Origin of the sequence: Flavisolibacter ginsengisoli DSM 18119, from assembly GCF_900129295.1 — a bacterium.
GTDB classification, from domain to species: Bacteria; Bacteroidota; Bacteroidia; order Chitinophagales; family Chitinophagaceae; genus Flavisolibacter; species Flavisolibacter ginsengisoli.
In genome coordinates this window covers 19,557-33,381 of record NZ_FQUU01000013.1, presented here as the reverse complement: position 1 = coordinate 33,381, position 13,825 = coordinate 19,557, and the positions used below count along the sequence as shown (strand labels likewise).

General features: G+C 37.5%; 12 protein-coding genes. 3 read left to right on the top strand and 9 right to left on the bottom strand.

Annotated elements, in window-relative coordinates; translation table 11 throughout:
* Window positions 1-5: 5 nt before the first annotated feature.
* Both BUA53_RS14600 and BUA53_RS14595 read right to left on the bottom strand, forming a co-directional pair.
* Window positions 6-1,322 (bottom strand): MutS-related protein, encoded by a 1,317-nt coding sequence (locus BUA53_RS14600; RefSeq protein WP_072836129.1) that lies wholly within the window; start codon window positions 1,320-1,322, stop codon window positions 6-8.
* 56 nt (window positions 1,323-1,378) lie between these two features.
* A complete protein-coding gene (locus tag BUA53_RS14595; protein WP_072836128.1) occupies window positions 1,379-2,725 on the bottom strand; it encodes a dihydroorotase in 1,347 nt (448 codons plus the stop codon).
* A 26-nt stretch (window positions 2,726-2,751) separates the two neighbouring features.
* Between BUA53_RS14595 and BUA53_RS14590 the strand changes: the two genes are divergently transcribed.
* On the top strand, window positions 2,752-4,416 hold the full coding sequence (locus tag BUA53_RS14590; protein WP_072836127.1) for a hypothetical protein: 1,665 nt from the start codon (window positions 2,752-2,754) through the stop codon (window positions 4,414-4,416).
* Between the two features lie 72 nt (window positions 4,417-4,488).
* Here BUA53_RS14590 and BUA53_RS14585 read toward each other — a convergent pair whose 3' ends face one another.
* The 4 genes from BUA53_RS14585 to BUA53_RS14570 are packed head-to-tail and all read right to left on the bottom strand — an operon-like array spanning window position 4,489 to window position 8,374.
* Window positions 4,489-5,547, bottom strand: a complete 1,059-nt coding sequence (locus BUA53_RS14585) for a response regulator (RefSeq protein ID WP_072836126.1) — start codon at window positions 5,545-5,547, stop codon at window positions 4,489-4,491.
* 2 nt (window positions 5,548-5,549) lie between these two features.
* The gene (locus BUA53_RS14580) at window positions 5,550-7,109 is read right to left on the bottom strand and encodes a sensor histidine kinase (RefSeq protein ID WP_245793154.1); all 1,560 of its coding nucleotides are present in this window, start codon (window positions 7,107-7,109) and stop codon (window positions 5,550-5,552) included.
* A gap of 33 nt (window positions 7,110-7,142) precedes the next feature.
* Complete coding sequence (locus BUA53_RS14575) at window positions 7,143-7,889, bottom strand: DUF542 domain-containing protein (RefSeq protein ID WP_072836125.1); 747 nt, start codon at window positions 7,887-7,889, stop codon at window positions 7,143-7,145.
* A 29-nt stretch (window positions 7,890-7,918) separates the two neighbouring features.
* Window positions 7,919-8,374, bottom strand: coding sequence for an RrF2 family transcriptional regulator (locus BUA53_RS14570; RefSeq protein ID WP_084080098.1), 456 nt, complete (start codon window positions 8,372-8,374; stop codon window positions 7,919-7,921).
* 183 nt (window positions 8,375-8,557) lie between these two features.
* Between BUA53_RS14570 and BUA53_RS14565 the strand changes: the two genes are divergently transcribed.
* Both BUA53_RS14565 and BUA53_RS14560 read left to right on the top strand, forming a co-directional pair.
* Window positions 8,558-9,580, top strand: a complete 1,023-nt coding sequence (locus BUA53_RS14565) for a multicopper oxidase domain-containing protein (protein WP_175546087.1) — start codon at window positions 8,558-8,560, stop codon at window positions 9,578-9,580.
* Window positions 9,581-9,593: 13 nt separating this feature from the next.
* Complete coding sequence (locus BUA53_RS14560; protein ID WP_139256456.1) at window positions 9,594-10,829, top strand: hypothetical protein; 1,236 nt, start codon at window positions 9,594-9,596, stop codon at window positions 10,827-10,829.
* 29 nt (window positions 10,830-10,858) lie between these two features.
* Here the strand turns inward: BUA53_RS14560 and BUA53_RS14555 are convergent, their stop codons facing one another.
* The 3 genes from BUA53_RS14555 to BUA53_RS14545 all read right to left on the bottom strand — a co-directional run bounded on the left by BUA53_RS14555 (window position 10,859) and on the right by BUA53_RS14545 (window position 13,703).
* On the bottom strand, window positions 10,859-11,353 hold the full coding sequence (locus BUA53_RS14555; protein ID WP_072836121.1) for a c-type cytochrome: 495 nt from the start codon (window positions 11,351-11,353) through the stop codon (window positions 10,859-10,861).
* A 121-nt stretch (window positions 11,354-11,474) separates the two neighbouring features.
* Window positions 11,475-11,861 carry a group III truncated hemoglobin gene (locus BUA53_RS14550; RefSeq protein ID WP_072836120.1) on the bottom strand — a complete coding sequence of 129 codons (387 nt, stop codon included), beginning with the start codon at window positions 11,859-11,861 and terminating at the stop codon, window positions 11,475-11,477.
* Window positions 11,862-11,870: 9 nt separating this feature from the next.
* Entirely contained in the window at window positions 11,871-13,703 is a 1,833-nt protein-coding gene (locus tag BUA53_RS14545; RefSeq protein ID WP_072836119.1) for a hypothetical protein, read from the bottom strand.
* Between the last annotated feature and the right edge of the window lie 122 nt (window positions 13,704-13,825).

Below are 13,825 nucleotides of genomic sequence, written 5' to 3'. Positions count from 1 at the left end.
TGAATCTATAATTTTTCCAGCATCTCGACCACTTTCTCTCTTTTAAGGATGACATAACCAATGCGATCGTTGCTTATTCCTTCCCTGAGCTGGTAAGTAAAATCAAGTTGATCGTCCATAACATTGGTCTCAAAATATTTGAAGGATATATTTGAAAATGGCTTCAATTCTTCGGCTATTTCGTAAAGATGTGTGGAAAGGATAAACAATGAGTTATGTATTTTGATCAGTCCTTTTATAACAGCCAACGAGCATTTCATGGCATCCTGCACATTGGTGCCCTTAAACAATTCATCTATAAGGACCAGCCATTTTTTCCCATCATTGATCTTGTAAATGGTATTCTTGATCCTTTGTACCTCATTGAAAAAATAGCTTTCTCCTTTAGCAATATTATCTGCTACATTGATATTGGTAAGCAGACCATCAAAAAGAGAAAGTTTCATATGCCTGGCAGGTACGCCCATTCCTATATGTGCCAGGAAAACCGATGATCCTACAGCTTTAATAAGTGTACTTTTCCCGGCCATGTTAGCACCTGTTAAAAACAGGAAGTTCTGGTCTGGCTGCAAAACAAGGTCATAGGCTGTAGGTGATTGCAGCATAACATGATACAGGCCCTCTGCCTGGAAATAAGGATCATCGGAAATAATAAATTCAGGGAATTTCAAATTATAGGTATGAACTGCCATTGCCATGGAATACCAGGCTTCCAACCGGCTGAAAACATCTATTAGTTCCAGTATGTCTGTCTTATAATCCCTCCGCAAATAATAAGCATAGTAAAGAACCTGGGTTTGGGAGAAAGTTTCCGAACCATTGGTTTCTGCCAATTCCTTTAATGGCTTTTCATGAAGGATCTTTCTTATTCTTTCAATATAAAAACTAAGATTGGCGGGCAATTCCGTCTCAGACAAAAGCTGCAAAATTTTATTCAGGCCCCTGAAAAAATCAGAGAAATGCTTCACGGAGAACCTGGCCATGGAAAAATCCTGGGGATGCAGGACCTTATATAATAAGCTGTTTAACGTGGTAGGATGCTCAGGTACAGGATCAAGGTTGTAATCCAGGAACTTATCCATCATGATCACAGTTCCATTAGTTATTTCTTTTGGCCATTCTTCAATGCGGCTTAAAAAGGTCTTGATAATATTTTGTACCCCAATGATGCGCTTAAGGTCATGGTGTGGCTCCAGGAAAAAGCGTCGAAGCCACTCCTTCCCTCCTACTGTCTGGGTAAAATTGAGCCGGTGAAAAATGGAAAATTCTTCTTCGGTATGAAAAACGGAGATATCATTAAAAGTGACTTTATCTATCTGCATTGGCAATGAATATAGAAAAAATAGCTATTGTTTTAACCCCCGTTTAGTAGAAGGGTTCAGGAACGGTCGAATTGTAACCGTTGTCCCTTAATAGATTCATCCCATTGACCATTTCCATAAACTAAATTTCCATTGACAAAAGTATGAGTGACCTTGCTTGAGAAAGTTTTGCCCTCAAAAGGGCTCCAGCCACATTTAGAAATTATATTGCCTTTGCTAACAGTGGTAGTATCATCCATATCAACAATTACCAGGTCGGCAAAGTAACCTTCCCGGATATAACCCCGTTCTTTTACCTGGAAGCAATCAGCCACAGCATGGCTCATTTTCTCCACGATCTTTTCTAGTGTAATTGTTCCCTGCTTATAATAATCAAGCATCAGTAGCAATGAATGTTGAACCAGGGGAATGCCGGCATGCGCCTTTTCGTAAGGCTCATTTTTTTCGGCCCAGGTATGTGGCGCATGGTCTGTTGCTATTACATCCAATCTATCATCCATCAAAGCTTCCCATAAAGCTTTACGGTTGTTGGGAGCTTTAATAGCAGGGTTACTCTTTATCAGGTTACCATATGTAGCATAATCATCACTGGTAAAATGCAGATGGTGAACACAGACCTCCGCTGTGATTCTTTTATCCTTTAAAGGAAGCATATTGGTAAAGAGTACCAACTCCTTTTCTGTACTGATATGAAGTATATGCAACCTTGTGCCATATTTTTTGGCTAACTGAACTGCTTTGAAAGAAGATTCAAAACATTCTTCGTCATTGCGGATAATAGGGTGATCAGAGGGTTCCAGTATTTCCTTTTCTGCTTTTAGCCTTTGCAGATTTTCCCTGATCATGGTCTCTTCCTCGCAATGAGTTGCGATGAGGACTTCGCTTTCTCTAAATATCCTGTCTATTGTAAGATAGTTATCTACTAATAAATTGCCAGTAGATGAACCCATAAAGATCTTGATACCACAAACAGAATTCTTTTTTTTATTGGTCTTTAAAACTTCTTCAGTATTATCATTTGAAGTTCCCATAAAAAAAGAAAAGTTTGCCAGCGAAGTTTTAGCTCCAATAGCATATTTATCTTCTAATAACTCCTGTGTTAAGGCTGCCGGAATAGTGTTGGGCATTTCCATAAAAGAGGTGGTTCCACCTGCTACAGCAGCCTTACTTTCCGTGTAAATGTTTGCTTTGTGTGTTAAGCCTGGCTCCCTGAAATGGACCTGGTCATCAATTACACCGGGCAATAGATACTTTCCCTTGCCATCTATTTCAATAACTCCTCCATGTGCAGGTGAAATTGACCCATCAATCTTTTCTATTCTTCCATTGGCAATCAATAGATCAGATACGCGAATGGTTCCCTCATTCACTATATGAATATCTTTAATCAGGTATTTTTGCATAATTTGAAAAACGATAAACTCCCTGCATGCAATTTAAACAAACCCTTGTAAGACTGTTCTTTTTATTGATTTCCATTCCTGTTTTTTCACAAACAACGTATTTACCCCAGGGGGCTAAAGAAAACATCCTTATAGAAAGACTGGAAATAAAAGCGCAAACAGATTCCATATTAAACTTTTCGAAAACCAGGCCCTATAGCCGCCGGCAGGTTATACCAGAAATCAACAGGTTAGATTCTATTGCGGCATTATCCGCAGTTGACCAATACAATTTATACACTGCCAACATAAGTAACCTGGAGTGGGCTATTGGCGACAGGACGCAGTTTGCCAGCAAAAAAACCTTCTGGAAGAATTTTTACAAAACCCCTGCTACCTTTTACGAGGTCAATACAAAAGATTTCTTTTTGGCTGTAAATCCTGTTTTTCAATACTATGTAGGCAAGGAGAAAAACAATAATGAGCATATATTCTTAAATACCAGGGGCGTGAGCCTGAGAGGCCGTATTGCGGACAAAATTGGCTTTGCAGCTTATGTCACTGATAATCAGGAAAGAGATCCTCACTATGTGCAACAATGGGTAAATGAAAGAAAGGCAGTGCCCGGTGAAGGGTTTTATAAAGATTTTAAAGGCACGGGGTATGACTACTTTGACGCCAGGGGTTATATCACCTTAAATGTTGCCAGGTATATTGATATAGCGTTCGGATATGATAAGAATTTTATTGGCAATGGCTATCGTTCGCTTTTCTTAAGTGATTTTTCAAATAGTGCTTTATTCTTTAAAATTAATACCCGGATCTGGAAATTTAATTACCAGAACCTGTTTATGGAATTACAAAATGCTGAACGCTTTGGTGCTGACATTCTGATTCCTAAGAAATATGCGGCTATGCACCACCTGGATATGGGCATCACCAAATGGTTGAACGTGGGCATTTTTGAGGGTGTTGTTTTTGGCCGCAAGGATCATTTTGAATTTGGCTACCTGAACCCAGTTATATTTTACAGGTCGATTGAACAACAAAACGGGAGTTTTGATAATTCAGTAGCCGGCCTGGATTTTAAAGCCAATGTAGCGCATCGTTTTCAGTTTTACGGACAGCTTTTACTGGATGAATTTAAACTATCAGAGATCAAGGCACATAGAGGTTGGTGGGCCAATAAATTTGCTTATCAGCTAGGTGCTAAATATATAGACGCCTTCAATATTAAAAACCTTGACCTGCAAATAGAAAGTAACCGGATACGTCCCTTTACTTATTCTCACAGGGATTCAGTGGCAAACTATACGCACTATAATCAACCTTTGGCGCATCCCCAGGGTGCTAACCTGCAGGAAATTATTGGGATCGCCCGCTATCAACCTGCAGCGAAGTGGATGGTGGAAGCCAAAGCCATTTACTATACTCAGGGCAAAGATTCAGGCAATGTGAGCTATGGAAGTAATATTTTTCTCCCGAATGTAGATCCTTATCGCAAACAGGACTATGGGTTTAATGTAGGGTCAGGAGTAAAGACAAAAACCGCTTATGCCTCTTTGTTACTTTCTTATGAATTGAAGCCGAACTTATTCATCGAAAGTAATGCCGTATACCGTAAAGAAAGTGCCTTAGGTACTTCTGCTAACACTTTTGTAATATATGCAGGAATCAGGTGGAACATGCATAGAAGGGAATTTGATTATTGATCTCAAGTACTTGCATAAAAGATAAAGGGAAGAGGTAGCCTCTTCCCTTTATCTTTTTAATAAATAAATGTATTAATACAATAGGTTTTTGAGCTTCTCTACATTGTTAACAATGATCTTCCCACTTTTTATATCTATAAGCTTCTCTGCTTTAAAATCACTTAATGTCCGTATCAGGGATTCTGTTGCGGTTCCAACATATTGAGCTATATCTTCCCTTGATATCTCTATAGGATTCATTTGCTCTTTAAGGTTAAACTTTCCTACAATATCAACAAGGGCTTTAGCTACTCGCTTACGTAATGAGCTATAGGCAAGATTCAGCAGGCGTTCTTCCTTTTCCTTAACATTTTGAGTAATGATGTGTATGAATTTAGAAGCTATGCTGATATCGCTATACACCATTTGCAGAAAGTCTTCCTTGGGTATCTGCATGATCTCTGCATCTTCAAGGATTGAAGTGCTGTCATCGTAATTTGAATCTTCGATAAGGGCAGTATAACCAATGAAGTCCCCCTCACTGTATAAATTAGTAATGTATTCCTTACCATCCTCATGTGACTTAAATCCTTTGACCTTTCCCTTCATAAGGTAATATAAAAACCGGGGACGTTTTCCTTCCTGGTACAACATCTGCTTCTTTTCATAGTTCTCAATGTCGTATTGCTCAGAAAGCTTTTGTATTAAACCAGTACTCTTTACATCCTTAAGAAACTGGGTGAGTCCCTGTGGCGTAGCATTATATGTCTGGTTAAGAATCTCAGACTTTTTCAAACGCATTTCTACCGCGTTCAATAACTCTATGTCTTCAAATGGTTTAGTAATGTAATCATCGGCGCCCATTTCCATGCCTTTCCTAAAATCACTTCTTTCAGTTTTTGCTGTCAGGAAAATAAAAGGAATATTCTGGGTTTCCGGGTTCTTCCTTAATAGATGAAGCACACCATATCCATCAAGTTCCGGCATCATAATATCGCAAACGATTACAGAAGGATTCTCTTTGATAGCTACCTCTACCCCTTTTTTACCATTTTCGGCAGTAAAGGTTTTATAACCTGCCAGTTCGAGTATTTCGGCAGTATTTTCTCTGATATCATTGTTATCATCTATAACAAGAACTCTTTTTTCCATGCTTATGAATATTTTACAGGAATTGTAAATGTAATAATTGTCCCCTTGCCCAGTTCACTTTGTAAATCAACATCTCCCCCCAATAGGTCAAGATAACGCTTAACTATATGTAATCCAAGGCCTGTTCCCTGGATGTTAATGGCATTCTTACCCCTGAAAAATGAAGAAAAAAGGTGTTCCTGGTCTTCATCAGAAATACCAATACCCTCATCCTTAACAGAAATTACTGCCTGGTTTTGGTTCACCTGGCTGGCAACGTATACATTTTTGTTATTTTCGGAAAATTTTATTGCATTACTTATCAGGTTGATAAGGATATTCTTAATGAGCTTTTTGTCGCTCTCAATGATCTCCTGTCCATGGTGCTCATATTGAACATTTTGACCGGGTTTTATCAATCCCTTTAACTCCTCAATTGTATCATGAACAACGTCTTTTAAATTAAGCTCTCCGAAAATGGCACCAATCTTTCCTTCATCCAGTTTACCTAGGGATAGAAAATCTTCCAGGAGATCATTTAAATGCTTTACAGAACCTTTTATTTTTTCAATATGCCGGTTGCGTTTGTCCTGCTCATCTGTTGTGGTATACTTGGATAATAACGATGCTGAGGAAAGCACTGTACTTAATGGAGTTCTGAATTCATGAGAAGCCATCGAAACGAAGCGGCTTTTGATCTCGTTTAGCTGGCGTTCTTTATCAAGGGCTTCACTTAATTCTTCCTGTGATTGCTCAAGGCGTTGAAGTGCTTCTTTCAAAATTACGGTACGTTCTTCCACCTTAGCTTCAAGATCTGCATTTAACTTGCGCATTTCATCCGTAACTTTTTCCAATTGCTTCTGTTGCTGTACCATGCTCCGTTCAATTTCTTTACGATGAGTAATGTCAACAATAAAAGCTATTACGAAGCGCTGATCATTTTGAGTATAAGTGCTCAGGCTTACTTCTACAGGGAATGTCTGTCCATCACTTCTTTGTCCATGGAGATCACGACCATGACCCATTACCCTGTTTTGAGGTTTCTCATAAAATCCTTCTCGTAACTTGATATGAGCTTTACGGTATTGGCTTGGTATCAATAACTCTATTTTTTGACCCATAATACCATCAGGTTCGTATCCAAACATACGGCAGGCAGAAGGATTGACCAGCACAATATCTCCATCGCTATTTGTTACTACTAACCCTTCTGTAGCATTTTCAAACAAGGAGGTCATATGTGATTTGTCGAACTGCATCTTCAAAATTAATTTTTTGACATATAAAACAACAAGCGTTGATATGATTATCAGGAAAACAAGGATTGCGTATTTATTCCATTCTTCATGTGAGATTGTTACAATACGCCTGAAAAGAATATGAAGGGCGACTGATATAAGGCTAATTAATGCTGCGATAATGGTGGACCAAGTTGTATGTACAAAAATGGAAAGGAAAATGACAACCAGCAAGCCATTTAAAATAATTAGGTATTGAGGTAAAAAATAACTGCATACCAGGGTCATGGCAAATGCCAGGATGGCAAAAAGAGTAGCCTTCCCACGGGAAAGCTGTGGCATCATACCTATCGCGAATTCTTTATTTTCCAAACCTAATTATGATTGAATATGCAATAGTTCTTTCTCCATTTTCATAGCCTTAGGAAAAAGAATATCATCCTCAAGATACTTATGCTGGGTCATATCATCATCAAACTCTTGGAGTTTATGATAAATCACCTGGTGATTTGTACAGGCATCTGCAGGAAAATTATAGTTATTGGTAAGGCTTCTCAGTTTCAAAAAGAATTCATCTATTTTTAAATGTTCATCCTCATGGTTGATCAAGGGCTTTCGGAGTGTTCTTACCAGAAGGTTGCCATATGACTCCTTCCTTTTGTAGGCATTATCTATCTGTTTCATATAGGGGAAGATAATCTCCTCTTCATGGCTAATATGAATAGTCAGATGTGTTATTAGTTGGCTTAATACCTTCAATACATCCTGAAGGTTGGGATATTGCTTTTTATGATTATTTACAAAAGAGGTAACCTGGTCCAGCAACCTGGTCATAGTCAAATTCAAATAGGCGTGATGCACATTAATAATATAATCTATTAAGAAATCAACCTTCCAGCTATTGTAATCCAACTCATGAAAAACGGTTATTTTACGTTGTCTTTTTTCGAGTTCAGCAAGCAACTCTTCCAGTTTAAGGTTCTGTGATTCACATACATCTCTGAGGGTGGTTTTTCCCCCACAACAATAATTAATTCCAAACTTTATAAATGTTTCCGCTGTACGATAATCCTCGCGTACTATATCTGCAATACTTTTACCTGGATCAATACTAAAATTCTTCATGATTTGAAACTTTTCAGAGTTAACTGGGGTTAATCTAGCACTGAAATACTAGTGGATATGCTATCCACAAAATCGACCTTACTTTCTTTTAAAAGATCCCTGATTGTAGTTTCTGATAAAACAGATTTAAGATTACTCTTTACATGCTCAAAACGGGTATGAAACGGGCATGGGTTGCTGGCATTGCATTGTTTTAACCTTAAGGCACAATTGTGAAAACTTAACAGGCCTTCGGTTATTTCCATTATTTCAAGAAGGGAGATATTTAGAGAATGACTATTAGTTGTAAAGCCCCCAGTGGGACCTTTCACCGAGTGGATCACCCCGTGTTTTGCCAGGTTTTTTAAGATCTTTCCCATAAAATGCTTGGGCGCTGCCAGGCTAGCTGCTATCTCTCCGGCCTGAACATAACTTTTCTCGTCCTGTTTCCAGGCTATATACAATAAACCCCTTACCGCATAACCAAAAGACTTGGAAAAAATCATAATTATCCTTTACACAAAATCAAAAATATTTTTAATCCAAATGAATAAAGATGATAAAAGTCAATATTGATAGTGATGATGATCAATACACTTTATTTTGGAGTGTAAGGAAATATGCAGTGGCATGCTTTTTTTGCCAATATTATATTCAATATATTCACATACTCAATACAAAATTCAACTATGAAACAACTTCTTGTATATACCCTTGTAATCAGTTCGATCCTTTCTTGTAGCGATAACAAAGAGAATAATAAAAGTGATAAAATTCTGGGTTCCCCTAAGGCTATTGTTTCGAAAGAACCAAACAATGTAACTACTAAAGGTCCATTAGCTTATGCCCCACAAGTTCCAAAACTTATCGATAGTGACACTGTAGAAGTTAAAATTGATGTTTCACATAAACTTTTCCAGGTAGCAAAAGGAATCTCATTCACTGGTTGGCTTTTCGGAGATTCTTTACCGGGGCCTGTATTAAGAGTACGTGTAGGTCAAACAATAAAATTTTCAATGACGGACAGATCTCTGGATACTATGCAGAATATGTCCATGAATATGAATATGAAACCTATGCCGCATTCCATTGACTTTCATGCTGCTATGGTAAATCCTGAAGATAAGTACAGAACTATTTTCCCTGGAGAAACCATCAATTTTACCTGGACTGCGAATTATCCAGGAGTCTTTATGTACCATTGCGGTACTCCCATGGTTTTACTACATATGATCTCTGGCATGGTTGGGATGGTCATAGTTGAACCTAAGGAAGGTTTTCCAGGAAAGGTAGACAGAGAGTTTGCTATTGTACAAAATGAATATTATTTAAAAAACAATGGTAATTATTTTGTGCCTGACACTTCAATAGCTATGCGCAAACAACCTACCCAGGTAGCATTTAATGGTAAGGTTGGCCAGTATGTCATTCATCCTATACATGTCAAAGCAGGGGAAAGGATAAGGGTGTACTTTATGAATGTTGGCCCTAATAATATTTCCAGCTTCCATGTAATAGGAACTATATTGGATAAAGTATGGCAGGATGGTAATCCTGCGAATCAATTAGTTGGTATGCAGGCTGCCCTGGTAGGACCAGCTCAGGGGGCTATTATGGAATTTGTTCTACCTGAAAAAGGAAGATATACATTTGTGGACCATTCCTTTGCAAATGCAGAGATGGGAGCCGCTGGAGCCTTTGTGGCAGAATAAATTCTTGAACTGCATGATGAGTAAAAAATATTTCTGGGTCGGGTTATGCCTGGTCAATCTTTGTATTGTAGCCCTACTGGGCGTTACATTAAGAAGTAAGATCGTTTTTTCTATTCCTATGATTGATTACCGCCAGGTACTAAGTGCACATTCTCATTTTGCATTTGGTGGATGGGTAGGCCTGAGTTTAATGACACTTCTCGTTTTTGATGTATTACCTGTAGTTCATAAAAAATACATTTGGATATTAGCTTCAATAGAGGTCAGTTCCCTGGGAATGGGTTTGTTATTTCCATTTTTTGGATATGCACCCCTCACTGTAACATTTTCTTCGCTCTACATAGTTGCATCATTTGTCTTTGCCTGGATGTTTCTGAAAGATCTTTTAAAAACTTCCATACATAATTCTGTAAAACTATTAGGAGTTTCAGCAATAGCATCAATGGTCTTGTCTTCCCTCGGACCCTTGGGACTTTCCTATATTTTATTATCAGGATCTGGCAACTCTTTACTCTATAGAGACTCTATTTATACCTTTCTACATTTCCAATACAATGGCTTTTTTACTCTATCAGTGTTTACACTGGTTTTAAATGATGTAATTAAAAAGAATTATATAATTAGCGTAAATGCAAAAAGATTTGCTTTATTCCTATCTATTTCTGTTTTGCCATCATTATTTCTTTCAATGCTTTGGCACAACAGTACCATATTATATATAATTGCAGGCATTGGATGCATTTTTATATTAATTAGTCTTTTCTATTTTTTAAAGTTTATTCTTGAATTTCCATGGGATGATTTTTATGATAAACCACTTGCATTGAATATGTGGAAGCTGGCAGCATTTTCTTTTGGTTTAAAAATGGCACTTAATGTGGGAACAATATTTCCTACACTTGGTAATGCTATTTACGGAAATCGTCCTGTAATAATAGGCTTTTTGCATCTTGTCTTTTTAGGCTTTGTCAGCTTTTTCATCCTTAGCAGCCTTGTAGAAAATAATTTCTTTAAAAGGAAAAACAAGCAGATAAAATTTCCCTTCTTCCTTTTTGGATTTGGAATTATTGCTAATGAAAGTTTATTAATGCTTCAAGGTTTGGAAATATTATTCAAAACAAACAGCTCCTTGTACAGCTGGCTTTTGTGGGGTGTAAGTATAATTTTATTGCTAGGTGCGCTATCTATCATGCTTTCATATTTAACTACAGACAAATATAATACGCAAAAAAAAATGGCTGTCCTGTAGACAGCCATTCGCTATTTTATTAAGATCATTTATTTTTTACCATCATTGTTTCGCATAAATTCTAAAACTGACCTGGCATCCGCCTCTGTAAGTCCCTGGTTGGGCATCTTCACCAAACAGACTTCAAGCATATTTTGAGCAGCTGTATCTTTTTCGATCATTTCTTCTGTGTTGGTAACAAAATTCATAATCCATTCAGGTGTTCTTCTGTCAGTTACTCCCTTCCAACCTGGACCCACTAATTTCTCATCGGTGGTTTTATGGCAGGAAGAGCATTTTACATCATAAATTCCTTTACCGGCTGCTACCATTTTTTCATCAAGAGGATGTGTTAGCTCAACATTCTTATGTGGCCCAATTCCTTTAGGATCAGAACCTTCTGAAGCTATGCTACCACCCCCGGTAGTTGCGGCAGGCTCATTAGTAGTGGATGTTTCGCCCTTCTTCTCTCCACCCGAATTACATGCTGCAAATACAGCCATACTAACGCAAAGGAGCAATCCTAAAAAATTCTTCTGAGTCATATTATTTGATTTTGGTTTTATATAAAGTTATCATTCTTACATTACTATGACATAAAAAATATGCCAGTTCGCCTAACGGGCACCTTTATCCTTTTATAATTCAATCTATTTGCCGGCATAATCATTCAGCTGTTACCTGCATTTTATAATTAGCTGTTCTGGCAAGGAAAACCTGAGCCATCTTCTGACCTCTCCATTTAGCTTCCTGAGCTTTATCGCCTGTAAACAGGTGATCAATTGTTTCATTAAATAATTGAACCCATCGTTCATAATGCGTATGATTGATATCTAATGTGGCGTGTGGTGGAAATGGTGCGCCAAAGTAAGTATGTTCATCAAGCAGTACAGTTTGCCAAAACTTATACATTTTTTCCAGGTGTTCAGACCAACGATCCCCGATACGATCGTTGAAAATAAAAGAAAGTATAGCATCCTCCTGAATCTTTCCATAAAAAGAATCAACCATGAGTTTAATATCTTCAATTGCAACAATATCTCTTTTTTGCATTCTTTATTTCTAATTGTTATTGGTCCTTATATACAACAAATTTTTACTAGACGCCATCTCCATTTTTTTCCTCATGGATTGAATCCTCATTGTTGCCTCCTGGAGTGAATGATTGAATGAATCATTCAGCAACTGCGATTCGTTGATGTTATGATAATAGGCAATCCCCGTCATTAAATTTTCAATAAAGGAAGTATAGAATTTAACCTTCTTATCATCCAATGATCCTTGCGATGATAATTCATCATCCAGGTAATTGACATACAGGTTCAATTCATTGATGAACATATGAGGACGTTCTATACCTTCCAGTAAATCTGTTCTGCCATAAATATGATCAGTCATGGTCTGCAATGAGACCTTTTTTGTAAAATATATGATATTTGGCCCGGGACAAATAGTTACTGCATCAAGATTTTTAATTAAAGTCTTGTCATAATTAATAGCTGCCGCATTACTCAATCCTATACACAAACATTCTTTATCAACTACAGACTTAAGTTGTTTTTGATATTCTATTTCAGGTAATCCCATTTTGTCTAATTGGGATATTTTTAATTTCTGGTATTTAAATGAGGCTGTACAAATAGGTTTTTCAGTAAATTCTGTATTAAATTCCAGGTGCTTTTCTGTGCAGGGGCTTCCTGGCTTGCCATTCTTTATTCGCTCCAGTTTTTCAGAATGTGAAGTAGTTCCATTCAGGTAATGAAATCTTACTCCCAATGGTGAATTATTACTAAGCAAAACATCCTCCTGCTTTGCATTACATAACAGCTTTAAAGTTGCTTCATCAACTGTTGTAGCCTCAGGAACTAACAGGAATGGTGTGCCCCATCCTGTACTATCAACATTATAATACTGATGTAAAAACGCATCTTCTTCAGCTGTACCTATACCACCTTGCACTGAAATAGCAATAGCCGGTGCACAACCAGGTACATCCAATCCTTTCTTCTCAAGAGCGCTCTTATAAATTTCAAATACGGATTTTACCAATTCCTCTTTCCTGGACTTGAATTCTTCCAAAATTGGTCCCATCAGGAATCCATCAGTTGCAAAAGCATGCCCACCACAATTGAGCCCCGATTCAATACGGAATTCACTTACCCAAATACCTTTCTTAGCCAGGTATTTGCTTTGGATCAGGGCAGACCTGTAATCACTCACCTTCACAATGATTTTTTTTTGGAAAACACCCTTTTTGTCAGGTTGGAATTCATTGCATTTTTCAAGGTAATTATAGAGCCTCGGATTCATACCTGCTGAAAATATTACAGAAGAATTGGAAAGATCGCTGTTCGCATATCCTTTAAGTGCAGTTATAGCGTCAGAACCATCTTCCAAAAGGTCTCCATTTTTAGAATAATTGTTCTTATCAATCTTGGTCATGATGTTCACATCAATGCTCCCGGGAATTACAATCGACCTTAAATAGGATTCCAGCTCCATCTTTTCAGACAAATCTGAAATACTATTTACCCTATTATAAATTTGTTTCAAAGGATTTGACTCTGGCAATAATTCAAAATATTTGACTATTTCTGATCCTGCTTCAAATGCGGAGTTGCGAATTCGTTCTATTTGCAGAAGTACAATCTTGTTTACCAGGTTTAAGTAGTCAGTTATCCTTTTTGCTCTATAATCCGCCTGACTCGTTGGAATAGGAATATAGACTTCATTAATAAAAGAGTAATAATGGCTCCTCATCAATTCGATCAACCTGTCTTCAACAATCGATATGGCAGAACCGATGCCAAATCGTGCCACCTTGATGGGAGAATCAATAGTGTAAGCCAGGCCCATTACAGGGATATGGAAGCTATGCTGTGAGGGATTTTTCATTAGATAATTAAATAATGGAAGAAGTTTTAAATAGAAGAGCTAATCACTTGAAAATATCTACTGTGCTTAGATGGACCAGAATAAAATATTTGCAAATATAGGGACACAATATTAAAGGATAA